The 12,792-nt window shown below is 64.5% G+C and carries 14 protein-coding genes; 7 read left to right on the top strand and 7 right to left on the bottom strand.

Annotated features, from left to right (window positions below; all coding sequences use genetic code 11):
• The first annotated feature begins 181 nt into the window (after nucleotides 1–181).
• A complete protein-coding gene (locus NKJ77_RS11050; RefSeq protein ID WP_023745894.1) occupies nucleotides 182–1,849 on the top strand; it encodes an FAD-dependent oxidoreductase in 1,668 nt (555 codons plus the stop codon).
• Complete coding sequence (locus NKJ77_RS11045; RefSeq protein WP_023698083.1) at nucleotides 1,849–2,154, top strand: UBP-type zinc finger domain-containing protein; 306 nt, start codon at nucleotides 1,849–1,851, stop codon at nucleotides 2,152–2,154. Before NKJ77_RS11050 ends, NKJ77_RS11045 begins: the two co-directional genes overlap by 1 nt.
• 39 nt (nucleotides 2,155–2,193) lie before the next feature.
• On the opposite strand, the gene NKJ77_RS11040 is transcribed toward NKJ77_RS11045, so the two are convergent.
• From NKJ77_RS11040 to NKJ77_RS11015, 6 genes are all read right to left on the bottom strand, one after another.
• A complete protein-coding gene (locus tag NKJ77_RS11040) occupies nucleotides 2,194–2,385 on the bottom strand; it encodes a hypothetical protein (RefSeq protein WP_196814852.1) in 192 nt (63 codons plus the stop codon).
• A gap of 132 nt (nucleotides 2,386–2,517) precedes the next feature.
• Nucleotides 2,518–3,699, bottom strand: coding sequence for a trans-sulfuration enzyme family protein (locus tag NKJ77_RS11035; protein ID WP_023745895.1), 1,182 nt, complete (start codon nucleotides 3,697–3,699; stop codon nucleotides 2,518–2,520).
• Nucleotides 3,696–5,129 carry a pyridoxal-phosphate dependent enzyme gene (locus NKJ77_RS11030; protein ID WP_023745896.1) on the bottom strand — a complete coding sequence of 478 codons (1,434 nt, stop codon included), beginning with the start codon at nucleotides 5,127–5,129 and terminating at the stop codon, nucleotides 3,696–3,698. Before NKJ77_RS11030 ends, NKJ77_RS11035 begins: the two co-directional genes overlap by 4 nt.
• A 227-nt stretch (nucleotides 5,130–5,356) precedes the next feature.
• Nucleotides 5,357–6,724 carry an FAD/NAD(P)-binding protein gene (locus NKJ77_RS11025; RefSeq protein WP_023692935.1) on the bottom strand — a complete coding sequence of 456 codons (1,368 nt, stop codon included), beginning with the start codon at nucleotides 6,722–6,724 and terminating at the stop codon, nucleotides 5,357–5,359.
• A gap of 16 nt (nucleotides 6,725–6,740) precedes the next feature.
• Nucleotides 6,741–7,217: an RrF2 family transcriptional regulator gene (locus NKJ77_RS11020; protein ID WP_023672084.1), complete on the bottom strand. Its 477-nt coding sequence runs from the start codon at nucleotides 7,215–7,217 to the stop codon at nucleotides 6,741–6,743.
• A gap of 415 nt (nucleotides 7,218–7,632) precedes the next feature.
• Nucleotides 7,633–7,794, bottom strand: a complete 162-nt coding sequence (locus NKJ77_RS11015; protein ID WP_023681206.1) for a hypothetical protein — start codon at nucleotides 7,792–7,794, stop codon at nucleotides 7,633–7,635.
• 231 nt (nucleotides 7,795–8,025) lie between these two features.
• On the opposite strand from NKJ77_RS11015, the gene tauA reads away from it, so the two are divergent.
• The 4 genes from tauA (at nucleotide 8,026) to NKJ77_RS10995 (ending at nucleotide 11,104) form a co-directional block, all read left to right on the top strand.
• Nucleotides 8,026–9,039 (top strand): taurine ABC transporter substrate-binding protein, encoded by a 1,014-nt coding sequence (gene tauA, locus NKJ77_RS11010; RefSeq protein WP_023710332.1) that lies wholly within the window; start codon nucleotides 8,026–8,028, stop codon nucleotides 9,037–9,039.
• A gap of 152 nt (nucleotides 9,040–9,191) precedes the next feature.
• Nucleotides 9,192–9,983 (top strand): taurine ABC transporter ATP-binding protein, encoded by a 792-nt coding sequence (locus NKJ77_RS11005; RefSeq protein ID WP_023710331.1) that lies wholly within the window; start codon nucleotides 9,192–9,194, stop codon nucleotides 9,981–9,983.
• A complete protein-coding gene (locus tag NKJ77_RS11000; RefSeq protein ID WP_023702434.1) occupies nucleotides 9,980–10,840 on the top strand; it encodes an ABC transporter permease subunit in 861 nt (286 codons plus the stop codon). Before NKJ77_RS11005 ends, NKJ77_RS11000 begins: the two co-directional genes overlap by 4 nt.
• An 81-nt stretch (nucleotides 10,841–10,921) precedes the next feature.
• The gene (locus NKJ77_RS10995; RefSeq protein WP_023672089.1) at nucleotides 10,922–11,104 is read left to right on the top strand and encodes a hypothetical protein; all 183 of its coding nucleotides are present in this window, start codon (nucleotides 10,922–10,924) and stop codon (nucleotides 11,102–11,104) included.
• Between the two features lie 136 nt (nucleotides 11,105–11,240).
• Here NKJ77_RS10995 and NKJ77_RS10990 read toward each other — a convergent pair whose 3' ends face one another.
• On the bottom strand, nucleotides 11,241–11,510 hold the full coding sequence (locus tag NKJ77_RS10990; RefSeq protein ID WP_352514286.1) for a GIY-YIG nuclease family protein: 270 nt from the start codon (nucleotides 11,508–11,510) through the stop codon (nucleotides 11,241–11,243).
• A gap of 300 nt (nucleotides 11,511–11,810) precedes the next feature.
• Here NKJ77_RS10990 and NKJ77_RS10985 point away from each other — a divergent pair, with 300 nt between their 5' ends.
• Entirely contained in the window at nucleotides 11,811–12,764 is a 954-nt protein-coding gene (locus NKJ77_RS10985) for a sulfonate ABC transporter substrate-binding protein (RefSeq protein ID WP_352535202.1), read from the top strand.
• Nucleotides 12,765–12,792: the final 28 nt, after the last annotated feature.

Here is a 12,792-nt window from a genome sequence, read left to right as displayed (position 1 = left end):
CTGCCGACGGTACTGCTCGGGCTCGCCCTTATAAAGGTCGCACTGGTCGGCGCGCTGTTTGCCTTGCAGCGCGGGGCCATGCGAAGCATCCGAACCAGTTGGCGCGGGAGCCACCTCCCCTTCCGGCCAGTCCTCCAACAAACCACTTCAAACCCGGCCGTCTCGGCGCTACGTTCTACCTATGGCCCCACCCACCCAGCCGATCACCGTCACCCGCCGCGACCAGATGTTTCCCATCCTGGGCGACGCCGATATCGAGCGCATGCGCCGGTTCGGCGAGGCGAGTTCCTATGCCGCCGGCGAGCACATCGTCACCGCCGGCACTGTGGCGCCGGGGCTGATCGTCATCCTGTCGGGCACGGCCGATATCACCCAGGATGTCAGGCCCGGCCGGCGCGAGACCATCGTCACCCATGGCCCAGGCAATTTCATCGGCGAGCTGGCGCAGCTTTCCAGCCGGCCGTCGCTGGTCAATGCGGAGGCGGCCGAGCCGGTCGAGGCCTTCGTCATCCCCTCGCAGCGGCTGCGCGACCTGATGGTGCAGGAGGCAAGCCTTGGCGAGCGGATCATGCGGGCGCTGATCCTGCGCCGCGTCGGGCTCCTGGAAAGTGGCAGCAGCGGACCGATCGTCGTAGGCCCGGCCGGCAATGGCGACACGCTGCGGCTGCAGGGGTTTCTGCGCCGCAGCGGCCAGCCGCACCGCGCGCTCGATTCCGACAGCGACCCGTGCGCCAAGACGCTGATTGAGCATTTTCATGTTGACCCGCACCATCTGCCGATCGTGCTCTGCCCCAACGGCAAGCTGATGCACAATCCCGGCGAAACCGAACTTGCCCGCTGCATCGGCCTGCTGCGGCCGATCGATCCCGACATGGTCTATGACGTCGCCATTGTCGGCGCCGGGCCGGCGGGGCTGGCGGCCGCGGTCTATGCGGCATCCGAAGGGCTGTCGACCATCGTGCTCGATTGCCGCGCCTTCGGCGGCCAGGCCGGCGCCTCCGCGCGCATCGAGAACTATCTGGGTTTCCCCACCGGCATTTCCGGCATGGCGCTGATGGCGCGCGCCTACAACCAGGCGCAGAAATTCGGCGTCGAAATAGTCATCCCCGACGAGGCCAAGCTGCTCGGTGCAGCAGGCGAGGGCTACACGCTCGCCGTCGGCGACGGTGAAAGCCTGCGCGCGCGCACGGTGGTGATCGCCAGCGGCGCCCGCTACCGCCGCCTCGACATCGCCAAGCTGGCCGAGTTCGAGGGCACGTCGGTGCATTACTGGGCCTCGCCGATCGAGGCGCGGCTATGCACAGGGCAAGAAGTGGCGCTGGTCGGCGCCGGCAATTCGGCGGGGCAGGCGGCGGTCTATCTCGCCAGCCAGGTCCGCAAGGTGACGATGCTGGCGCGCCGCGGCGGCCTCAGGGAAACCATGTCGCGCTATCTGGTCGAGCGTATCGAGGCGCAACCGAACATCGAGGTGCTTGGCGAGACAGAGATCAAGGCGCTGGAAGGCGAAGGCGGCAATCTCACCCAGTTGCGCTGGCGCAACCCCGGCGGCGTCGAGACGCGCCCGATCCAGCATCTCTTCCTGTTCATCGGCGCCGACCCCAACACCGATTGGCTGGCTGGGTGCGATATCGCGCTCGACGCCAGGGGTTTCGTGCGCACCGGCGCCGACATAGGGGCGGGCCAGATGGAGACCAGCCGCAGCGGCGTGTTCGCCATCGGCGACGTGCGCGCAGGCTCGGTCAAGCGGGTCGCCGCCGCCGTCGGCGAAGGCGCCCAGGTGGTGGCTGCCTTGCACGCCTATCTCGCGCGACCCGACGCAGCAGCGCCCGAACTGGCCAGGAGAGCATAATGGATGAATGCAAACACACGCGCGACATCAAGACTGTGACGCCGAGCGCGCTCGGTTGCGAGGAGTGCCTGAAGAGCGGCTCGATGTGGGTGCATCTCAGGCTCTGCCGTACCTGCGGCCATGTCGGCTGCTGCGACGACTCGCCCAACCGCCACGCCACCAAGCATTTCCACGCCACCAAGCATCCGGTCATCGAAGGCTACGACCCGCCGGAAGGCTGGGCCTGGTGCTTTGTCGACGAGGCGTTCATCGACCTGGAAGGCGACGTGACGCCGCAGAACGGCCCGATCCCGAAGTTTTTCTGAGGCGGCCGTTCCCGGGCAGGCAAGCCGACGGCCGTGCCGCTATTTCACCGACCCCGTAACCGTGCGGTCGAGGGCGTCGGAACTGTGGTCGTTGCCGGCAAGAGCGGCAATGATCAGAAGGCTGGCGACGACCGGGACAAACAGGATGGCCACGCGGGCCTGCACATAAAAAATGGCGCGCCATTCGCTGCGCTTTTCCGGGTTGTTGTCCATCACACTCACTCTCGCCATGCCTCCCCGGGGCGGGACATAGCGGCGAAGAGTTAAGCAAAAGCTGCTGAATGTGTTAACGCGCGGCGGATTGGGATTTAATCTCGACGGTCAGCGCCGCCCCTCATTGTCATCGGTACGCATCCGGTACGCCTACCCCCGCAGCGCCTGGTCCAGGTCGGCGATCAGATCATCGCCATCCTCTATCCCCGCCGACAACCGCACCAGCGAATCCGAAATGCCGATTTCCGCGCGCTTTTCCGCCGGGATCGAGCCGTGCGTCATCAGCGCCGGGTGTTCGATCAGGCTTTCGACGCCGCCGAGGCTTTCAGCCAGCGTGAACAGTTGCGTCCGTTCGAGGAAGCGTTTGGTGCCGGCGAGGTCGCGGTCGAGGTCGACCGAGATCATCCCACCGAAAGCATGCATCTGTTGGACGGCGATGGCGTGCTGCGGATGGCTGGCCAGGCCGGGATAGACGACGCGGCGCACATCTTTTCGCGCCTCCAGCCACTGCGCAATCTTCAGGCCGTTCGTGGAATGCCGCTCCATCCTGAGCGCCAGTGTCTTGATGCCGCGCAGCGCGAGAAAACTGTCGAAGGGACCGGAGATGGCGCCGATGGCGTTCTGCAGGAATTTCAGCTGGGCCGCTAGATCCTTGTTGTCGCCGACGATGGCGACGCCGCCGACCATGTCGGAATGGCCGTTGAGATATTTCGTCGTCGAGTGGACGACGATGTCGATGCCGAGTTCAAGCGGCCGCTGGATGTAGGGGCTGCAGAACGTGTTGTCGGCGACCGTCAAAACCCCTTTGCGCCTGGCGAGTGCCGCAACGCCTTCGAGGTCGACGATACGCAGCAGCGGATTGGTCGGAGTTTCGACCCAGAGCAGTTTTGTCTCCGGGCGAATCGCTGCTTCCACCGCCGCCAGATCGGTGAAGTCCACAAAACTCACCTGCAGATTGGCCGAGCGCCTGCGCACCCGCTCCATCAGCCGGAACGAGCCGCCATAGATGTCGTCGGTTGCAACGATATGGGCGCCGCTGTCGAGCAGCTCGAGCACGGTCGAGATCGCCGCCAGGCCGGAAGCGAATGCAAAGGCGGCCGAGCCGCTTTCGAGATCGGCCACCGCGCGCTCGAAGGCAAAGCGGGTCGGGTTTTGGCTGCGGGCATACTCAAACCCCTTGTGCACGCCGGGCGACTGCTGGCCATAGGTCGAGGTCGCGTAGATCGGCACCATCACCGCGCCGGTCAGCGGGTCATGGCTCTGGCCGCCATGGATGGTGCGCGTGGAAAAAGCCAGGCGGTTCTTGCCCGATGGGGATGTTTCAGCAGTCATCGTGCGCGCCTCAAATGGTTGATCAGGTCGATACGGGTTATCAGGCCGACGAACTCGTCGCCATCGAAGATGATGGCGACCTCGTTGCGGTCGAACACCGGCAGCAGCGCATCCAGCGTCTGATTGGCCTGCAGCGTGTGCAGATTGGAGGTCATGGCGGTGCGCACCGGGGCGTTGAAGCGGTCCCAGCGGCCGTCATAGGGGCCGTCGACCTTGGCCAAGATGTCGCCCTCATCGATAATGCCGACCAGCTTGCCATTGTCCAGCACCGGCAGCTGCGAGACATCGGAGCGGCGCATGCGCCCATAGGCGTTGAGCAGGCTTTCGTCGGGGCCGACATAAACGGTGTCGCCGGTGCGGTGCGAGCGCATGACGAGGTCGCGCAGATCGCCATGCTGTTCCTGTTCGGCCAGCCCCTGCTCGGCCAGCCAGAAATCGTCGAACACCTTGGACAGATATTTGTTGCCGCTGTCGCAGACGAAGGTGACGACGCGTTTTGCTGTCGTCTGCTCGCGGCAATAGCGAAGCGCGGCCGACAGCAGCGTGCCGGAAGACGAGCCGGCGAGAATGCCTTCCTTGGAAAGCAGGTCCCGCACGGCCAGCATGCTCTGCTTGTCTGGAATGGAATAGGCTTTCCTGACCAGCGACAGATCGGCATTGGGCGGCACGAAATCCTCGCCGATGCCTTCGACGGTCCAGCTGCCAGCCTCTTCCATCTTGCCGGTCTTGATCAGCGGCGCCAGCACCGATCCGACGGGATCGGCCAGCACCATTTCGGTCTTCGGCGATGTTCTGGCGAAGTAGCGACCAAGCCCGGTCAGCGTGCCGCCGGAGCCGACGCCGACGACCACGGCGTCGAGGTCGCCATCGAGCTGGGCAAGGATTTCCGGTCCGGTGGTGGTCTCATGCGCCTCGGGGTTGGCCGGGTTGGCGAACTGGTTGGCGTAGAAGGCGCCGGGCGTTTCCGATGCGATCTTCTCGGCCATGTCCTGGTAATATTCGGCATGGCCCTTGCCGACATCGGAGCGCGTCATGCGCACTTCGGCGCCGAGCGCGCGCAGATGCTGAATCTTTTCGCGCGACATCTTGTCGGGCACGACGAGGATGATGCGGTAGCCCTTGGGGATGCCGACCTGGGCGAGGCCGAGGCCGGTATTCCCGGCGGTCGCCTCGACGATGGTGCCGCCGCGCTTGAGCTTGCCTTCCTTCTCGGCCGCGGAAATCATAGACAGCGCAATGCGGTCCTTGATCGAGCCGCCTGGATTCTGGCTTTCGAGCTTGATGAACAGCCGGCACTTGCCGGTGTCGAATTTGGTCAGTTCGACCACCGGCGTCTGGCCGATGAGGTCGAGCACCGAGGCGTAGGGCGGACGCAGGCGGGATAACGCGCCGTCCGAACTGCCTGGCGCAGCTTTTCCGTGCTCGCTCATATCGATGTGCTCCCTTGAACAAGCGACCGCCTCGGGGGCAGAGCGGCAGCGTAGCTTCTTTTCCGGCCGTTTGCAGTCGGAAAGAAGGTAGATCGTGCCAATCAACCGGCGAGAGGGGGAATGGAATTCCAGTTTTAGGCCGGCTTTGGACTCAAGCCCAACACCCTCCGTAGCGATCCTTCCCACCCCCCTCTGAGGGGCGTGCTATCCCGCCGACGTCAACAGCTTTACCCTAGCAGCTGCTTGCTCAGCCTAGCGCATTGCACGCGGATGTCGGGGATGGCGTCGATCTCGAAGAAGGTGCCGCGGGTCAGCGGCCCGACGGCGAGGATCTTGGCCGATGCGGTGCCGTCGCCGGCGATGATTTCGCACTTGGCCGTTACATCGAGGCCAAGCCGCAGCGGGTCGGGCCGCGCCAGGCCGCGGTCGACCAGCGAGCGCACGACGCTGTTCGACGTCGTCGAGATGTCGCGGGCGATGCCGGTGCAATCATAGATGCGGGCGACCTGCAGCGTTTCCAGCGCCTTTGTGTGGCGAGACTGGATGCCGACGGTGAATCCATCGCCAGCCTCGATGCCGACGACACGGCCGGCGACCGGGCGGATGCGGCCGGTGCGCACCGCTTCGGTGACGCGGGCATGCACCTCGGGCGCCAGCCGATGGCGATGGATGTCCCACCAGGCCTTGGTGTGCTCAACGAAGCGGCGCTTGGCCGAGGACGGCCAGTTCTGCCAGATCTTCTGATTGAAGGGTCGCAGCCCATCGACGACGTCGCGCCAGTCGATGCCGGCCTTCTGGTTTTCGCGGATCAGGTCGCGGAACCAGCCGACGAAATAGGAGAGCTGCGTGCCGAGCGGAATGTCGGCGACGTCGAGCTTGATCGGGTTGCCCTTGCGGTGCGGCGACGGCAGCAGCCCGCGCCGCGATACGGCGACGATCTCGCCGCGATGGCCGCGCTGCTCGAGCGACAGGAAGGCATCGACCATGCTGAGCCCGGTGCCCAGCACCAGCACGCGGGCTTCAGGATCGAGCGCGGTGTCGGCCTCGGTGCCCATGCGGATGGCGTGGCCCTGGCCGGCGCCGGGCTGCTCGTCATGGCCGGTGGCAAGCACCGCCAGATGCGCGACGACGCTGGTGCCGTTGGCCAGCACCACTTCGACACCGGACGATGTCGGCGAGATCGATAGGCTTTCCTCGCGAATTAGCCTGAGACGGCCGGTTTCCTTTTCGCGCGCTTCGAGCTCGTCGAGCACTTCCTTGAGGTAGCGGGCATAGACGCTGCGCGGCGCATAGAAGGGTGTCTGCGGCGTCTGTTCCTGGCTTATCAGGCCGCGCCCCTGCAACCAGCGCCAGAAATTCAGGGGATCGTCGGCATAGGCGCTCATCCCCGCGGCGCTGACATTCAGCACGTGCGCCGACAAAAGCGTCGAATAGGCGATGCCCTGGCCGAAATGCGGACGCTTTTCGATCAGCGTGACGCGAAGGTCCGGGTTGGGCGACTTCAGCAGATGCGCGGCCAACACGACGCCGCTGGCGCCGCCGCCGACGATGATGATCGAGCTGGGGATGATCGAATTGGCGCGCGCGACGCTCATGCGAGCACGCTCAAGATCAGGCGGGGACCTTTTGCGCCGGCGCAAGCTCGTCGATGTCCCTCGCGACCGGAAGGTCGTCGAGGACGATGTCGCGCATTTCGGCCAGCGTGCGCTGGTCGAGCACCTCGGCGATCGCCTGCCGGACCTCGAGCATCAGATGTCGGACTTGGCATGTCGCCTCATTGCAGTCTTCACAGCGCTGATACTGGGTGCGGCTGGCGCAGGGGATGGGCGCCAGCGGTCCGTCGAGCACGCGCACGACATGGCCGACCTTGATCTCGTCGGCCGGGCGCGCCAAGCGATAGCCGCCATCCTTGCCCTTGCGGCTCTGGACGAAACCGGCATTGCGCAATTCGCCCAGAATGGCGTCGAGGAATTTCTTCGGAATGTTGTTGCCGCTGGCGATGTCGCCGACAAAGGCGAGCTGTCCCACCGGCAGATGCGCCAGATGGACCAGCGCCTTGAGGCCGTACTTGCCTTTTTTGGTGAGCATAGACCGAATGTTTCTCTGTCAGGCGATGGCCCAAACCATCGGTTGCGAAACGCCTGACGTGCCTCCCCGCCGCGTGCAAGCTGCTTCGACACATAAATTCTACTGACATGATATACAAGCCGAGAAACCTTGATTTTGCTTCGTTTTCACGCCGCAGGGGCCACTTTAGCAAGGCTTTGTGCCGTTACGGTCACAGCCAGCCGCGAGCGATTGCGGCGATGAGCGGCGGCTCCTGCTCCCAATGTCGATAAGATTACTATACTTACCCTCGAACACGCGGAACGTGTTTTCAAAACAACCGTCTTTTACAGCATGGATTTGCGCCATTTGGGGCTTTGCCGGGAATTTTGGGTCGCAGCCCGCGGATCGGCGAAACATGACTCCCGACAACTCGGGCGCCGCCCTGCGCCCGATATCAGGACGCCGCCTTGCCGCTCTGAGGCCGGGCGGCCTTGGCGGCCACCGGCACGCCGCTTGACCGCAGCATCCAGCGGTGGCCGTCGCTGCGGAAGTCGGTGAGGCTCAACGGCTCGACATCGATCCTGCGGCAGGCCGCAAGCGGCGCGCCGAGCACCAAATCAGGCCTCTTCCGTAGGAGGGTTGGCAGGACCACCAACTCTTCAGCACCTTGGGGGCGCCGTTTGCGTTTGCGCACGGTTCGGCACGGGCCGGTCACCGCGCCCGCATCAGCCGGTGGTTTTTTTCTAACAAGTGCTTCTTGCTTGGAAGGATTTAACTCTACAAGAATGATAGAATTAGCTGACTATGAACAGGCATCCGGTTTTTCTCATTTTTCATGGAGCCTTTCATGTCCAGCATTTCGCGACGCATTGTCCTCCTGTCGTCGGCAGCTTTGGCGGGTGCGGCCTTCCTCGGCCCGGCCCAGGCGCAGGACCTCAACATCACCATCGGCTACCAGACGGTGGTCGAACCTTCCAAAGTAGCGCAGGCCGACGGCGCCTATGAAAAGGCGACCAAGGCCACGATCGACTGGCGCAAATTCGATTCCGGCGCCGATGTCATCGCCGCCGTCGCATCCGGTTCGGTCGATATCGGCTATGTCGGCTCGAGTCCGCTGGCCGCGGCCGCCAGCCGCGAACTGCCGATCCAGACCATCTTTGTCGTCGGCCTGATCGGCCAGTCCGAGGCGCTGGTCGCCCGCAATGGATCCGGCATCGAGAAGATCGCCGACCTCGCCGGCAAGAAGGTGGCGGTGCCGTTCGTGTCGACCACGCATTACAGCCTGCTTGCCGCGCTGAAGCACGAAAACGTCGACCCGAAGTCGGTCGAAATCCTTAATCTCAGGCCACCGGAAATAGCCGCCGCGTTCGCTCGCGGCGACATAGACGCGGCCTATGTCTGGGATCCGGCGCTCGGCCAGATCAAGACGACAGGCAAGGTGGTGCTGGATTCCTCGCAGGTTGCCGCCTGGGGCGCGCCGACCTTTGACGCCTGGATCGTGCGCACCGACTTCGCCGAAAAGAACCCGGACGCCGTGCGCGATTTCGTCAAGGTGACCGGCGAATCCTATGCCCAGTTCCTGGCCAAGCCCGAGGCATGGTCGGTTTCGTCGCCGGAAGCGGCCAAGATCGCCAAGATCACCGGCGCCAAACTGGAAGAGGTGCCGCAGCTCCTCAAGGGTTACGTCTTCCCGACATTGGAAGAGCAGGCTTCCGACAAATTCCTCGGCGGCGGCACGGTCAAGGCGATCGAGGCAGCTTCGGCCTTCCTCAAGGAGCAGGGCAAGATCGACGCCGTGCTGCCCGACTATTCGAAATACGTGTCGTCGAAATACGTGACCGAGGCTCTGGCCTCGAACTGACAGCTGAGTTTTAGAGCGTCCTTTTCGTGCCCCAGCGGCACGCGGCGCTCTAGTGCCACGCGCGGTTCTTCTTCCCTGACGCCGCGTGCTGCCTGTCCCGGATCCGCTTAACCGGGCCGGGGCAGGCTGATTTTCTTCCGGAGCCCCTTTTCATGCCGCATCTCGTACTCGACCCGCATCTCGTACTCGACAAGGTCTCGGTTCACTATGACGGCCAAGCAGCGCCGGCGGTCGACCGAGTTTCCATCGATGTCGCCAAGGGTGATTTCGTCGTGCTGGTCGGCCGCTCCGGCTGCGGCAAGACCTCGCTGCTCAATGTCGCCGCCGGCCTGGTCGAACCCGCGCGCGGGGTCGCCACGATCGGCGGCAGGCCGATCACCGGCCCAGGCTCCGACCGGGCGGTCGTGTTCCAGAACGATGCGCTGTTTCCCTGGCTGACGGCTCGTGAAAACGTCGCCTTTGCGCTCAGGCTACGCGGCGTGCCGCAAGCCGAGCGGGCGCGCCGCGCCGACCAGTTGCTGGCGCTGGTCAAGCTCGACAGCGTCGGCGACAAACGCATCTGGGAATTGTCCGGCGGCATGCGCCAGCGCGTCGGCCTCGCCCGTGCGCTTGCCGCCGAACCGGAATTCCTGCTGCTCGACGAACCGCTCGGCGCGCTCGATGCGCTGACGCGCGAGCGCATGCAGACGACGCTGCTCGACCTGTGGACCGCAAGCCGGGTTGGCGTGCTGATGGTCACGCATGGCATCGAGGAGGCGCTGGTGCTGGCCACAAGCATCGTCGTGCTCGCGCCGGGACCTGGCCATGTGGTGCGGACATTCGAAACCGGCTTCAGCCGGCGCTATGCCGCAGGCGAGCCGATCCGCGCCATCAAGGCCGATCCAGCCTTTGCCGCGGCGCGCGGCGAGCTGACCGATGCGATCTTCGAAGGAGAGGCGGCATGAGCGTAACCTCCTACAGCGAGCGGCCGGCCACCGGGACCGGCGAGGCCGATGCCATTTCGGTGCCGTGGTCGCGGCCGGTGCGGAAGCGGCGCGGGGTTTCCTCGCGGGCGATCAGCGCCGTCACCATCCTGGCCGTGCTGGCGGCATGGGCGCTGTCTGCGCGCCTGCAACTGGTGTCGCCGGTGTTCCTGCCGTCGCCCGCCGCCGTGTGGACCAAGTTCATCGTGGTGATCAAGGACGGCTTCGTCGACGCGACTTTGCTCCAGCACATCGTCGCCAGCCTCGGCCGCGTGTTCGCGGCGCTGGTCGCGGCCATCATCGTCGGCGTGCCCGTCGGTCTCGCCATAGGCATCAGCACCATTGGGCGCGGCATCTTCGATCCGCTGCTCGAATTTTTGCGGCCGATCCCGCCGCTCGCCTATCTGCCGCTGGTCATCATCTGGTTCGGCATCGGCGAGCCGTCAAAGATCCTGGTGATCGCAATCGCCATGCTGGCGCCGGTGGCGCTGTCGACGGCCTCGGGCGTGCGCGGTGTCTCAAAGGAGCGCATCGATGCGGCCCGTTCGCTTGGTGCGACGCAGCGCCAAGTGGTGCGCCATGTCATCCTGCCCAGCGCGCTGCCGTCGATCCTCACCGGCCTGCGCATCGCGCTCGGCGCCGGCTGGTCGACGCTGGTTGCAGCCGAGCTGGTGGCGGCAACGCGCGGCCTCGGCTTCATGATCCAGTCGGCCGCCCAGTTCCTGGTCACCGATGTCGTGGTGATGGGAATAGTGGTGATCGCGACAATAGCCTTCGTGCTGGAATTCATTATCCGCCGAATCGAGCGTCAGCTGGTTCCGTGGGCGGGAAAGGAATGACAACAAGTTTCTGCCGGTTTGACCGGCTGCTTCCCTTCGCAGCACGGCGACCGCCGACCCTGGAACAGAAGGAGTGATGTCATGACCCAGTCCACCGCGGTGCTGTTCGCCCATCTCGGCAACTGGCTGCTCGCCTGGCGGGAGAACTCGTCGTCACAGCCGCAACCGAAATCGCCGGCCCCGGTGCAACTCGACGCCGAACGCGACCGCCTGCCGCCACGCGACGAGGGATTTTACTGGGCCTGGCAGTATTGGTCGCAGTGAGGTGATGGTGATTAGCGCCAGCCTTCGCGATTTCGTCATCCTAGGGCGAAGCAAGGAGCGAAGCGACGCGGCGCAGACCCTAGGATCCATGCCGAGACGCTGATGCTACGCTCCAGGGGAGCAACAAACCGGGCGCCTACCACCCGGTTCCGCGAAACAGCTCAAACCACTCCGGATTGGCCTTCTCTATCAGTTCGATCTTCCACTGTCTCGGCCATCGCTTCAGCGACTTCTCGCGTTGAATGGCATCGGTGATGTCGAAGAATTCCTCATACCAGACCAGCCGTTGAACACCGTAGCGGCTGGTGAAGCCTGCGCCCTGGCCGGATTTGTGTTCAGGCATGCGGCGGGCGAGATCGTTGGTGACGCCGATGTAGATCGTGCCGCGTTTTTGGCTTGCAGTCATGTAGACGTAGCCGTCATGGTTTCAGGGTATCGAGCCTCGGTTCGCGCACAAGCGACATTCTGATCCGTTCCACTCTACGGCAAACGTCACGGCATGGATCCTAGGGTCTGCGCCGCGTCGCTTCGCTCCTTGCTTCGCCCTAGGATGACGAGCGCTGGGTTCTGAAGAAAATATTTCCACGTCAAGCAGCCAACTCGCAAAATCGTTTCTCTACTAAATTTATAGAGCTACCTAGCCTTGTCTCTCATCCACGGCAGGGAGCCCTTCCCGGCGCCGGTTCGCAGCGAAGGAAGAGGGATCATGTTCAGCCTGACCAGACGCGTTTTCGGCCTTGGCCTTTTGGCGGCGGGCATTGCTGCCTCGCTCAGTGCCTCGGCGCAGGAGTTGAAGCAGCTCAACATCGGCTATCAGAAGACCGGCCTGCCGGTCATCGCCCGGCAGCAGCAGGTGATCGAGAAGGCGCTGAGCGACAAGGGTGTCGCGGTGAAATGGGTCGAATTCACCGCCGGCCCGCCGCTGGTCGAGGCGCTCAATGTCGGCGCCATCGATGTCGGCTGGACCGGCGACGCACCGCCAATCTTCGGCCAGTCGGCCGGCGCCAACATCGTCTATGCGGCGGCACTGCCAGCCAATGGCGACGGCGAAGCGATCTTCGTCAAGCCGGCATCGCCGATCCAGTCGCTCGCCGACCTCAAGGGAAAGCGCATCGGCGTCGGCAAAGGCACCAGCGCGCACAATCTGCTGGTCGCAGCGCTCGAAAAAGCAAACATCCCCTTCGACCAGATCACCCCGGTCTATCTCAGCCCGGCCGATGCCGCGGCGGCTTTCGCCAGCGACCAGATCGATGCCTGGGCGGTCTGGGATCCGTTCTACGCCATCGCCGAGACACGCTACCAGCCGCGCGTGTTGGCGCGCTCCAGCGAGGTGCTCAAGGTGAACACCTATTTCCTCGCCAACAAGGATTTTGCCAAGGCGCATCCGGAGACGATCGCCACGACGATAGCGGCGCTCGGCGTGGCGGCGAAATGGGCGGATGCGAACCGCGACAAGGTCGCCGCGGCGCTGCATGAGGTGACCGGCGTGCCGCTCGATGCACAGACGATCGCGGCCAACCGCACCAAATTCGGCATCTTCCCGATCACCGACGAGATCATCGCCGGCCAGCAGGCGACAGCCGACCGCTTCTTCAAGCTCAAGCTGATCCCGAACGCGGTGCGCATCTCCGACGCCGTGTGGACCGCACCGGGCAATTGAACTTTCACGTGCAGCGCCGGGCGGAAAA

The organism is Mesorhizobium sp. M0052 (genome assembly GCF_040323255.1).
Lineage (GTDB): Bacteria > Pseudomonadota > Alphaproteobacteria > Rhizobiales > Rhizobiaceae > Mesorhizobium.
The sequence above is the reverse complement of the archived record's forward strand: the minus strand, read 5'-3'. Positions and strand labels throughout refer to the sequence as shown.

What these genes read in the sequence shown, in the direction of transcription:
- NKJ77_RS11000 (WP_023702434.1), top strand. Translation starts at nt 9,980, where the DNA reads ATGAGCGTAACCTCCTACAGCGAGCGGCCGGCCACCGGGACCGGCGAG.
- NKJ77_RS11025 (WP_023692935.1), bottom strand. Translation starts at nt 6,724, where the DNA reads ATGAGCGTCGCGCGCGCCAATTCGATCATCCCCAGCTCGATCATCATC.
- NKJ77_RS11030 (WP_023745896.1), bottom strand. Translation starts at nt 5,129, where the DNA reads ATGAGCGAGCACGGAAAAGCTGCGCCAGGCAGTTCGGACGGCGCGTTA.
- tauA (WP_023710332.1), top strand. Translation starts at nt 8,026, where the DNA reads ATGTCCAGCATTTCGCGACGCATTGTCCTCCTGTCGTCGGCAGCTTTG.
- NKJ77_RS10995 (WP_023672089.1), top strand. Translation starts at nt 10,922, where the DNA reads ATGACCCAGTCCACCGCGGTGCTGTTCGCCCATCTCGGCAACTGGCTG.
- NKJ77_RS11045 (WP_023698083.1), top strand. Translation starts at nt 1,849, where the DNA reads ATGGATGAATGCAAACACACGCGCGACATCAAGACTGTGACGCCGAGC.
- NKJ77_RS11040 (WP_196814852.1), bottom strand. Translation starts at nt 2,385, where the DNA reads ATGGCGAGAGTGAGTGTGATGGACAACAACCCGGAAAAGCGCAGCGAA.
- NKJ77_RS11035 (WP_023745895.1), bottom strand. Translation starts at nt 3,699, where the DNA reads ATGACTGCTGAAACATCCCCATCGGGCAAGAACCGCCTGGCTTTTTCC.
- NKJ77_RS10985 (WP_352535202.1), top strand. Translation starts at nt 11,811, where the DNA reads ATGTTCAGCCTGACCAGACGCGTTTTCGGCCTTGGCCTTTTGGCGGCG.
- NKJ77_RS10990 (WP_352514286.1), bottom strand. Translation starts at nt 11,510, where the DNA reads ATGACTGCAAGCCAAAAACGCGGCACGATCTACATCGGCGTCACCAAC.
- NKJ77_RS11005 (WP_023710331.1), top strand. Translation starts at nt 9,192, where the DNA reads ATGCCGCATCTCGTACTCGACCCGCATCTCGTACTCGACAAGGTCTCG.
- NKJ77_RS11050 (WP_023745894.1), top strand. Translation starts at nt 182, where the DNA reads ATGGCCCCACCCACCCAGCCGATCACCGTCACCCGCCGCGACCAGATG.
- NKJ77_RS11020 (WP_023672084.1), bottom strand. Translation starts at nt 7,217, where the DNA reads ATGCTCACCAAAAAAGGCAAGTACGGCCTCAAGGCGCTGGTCCATCTG.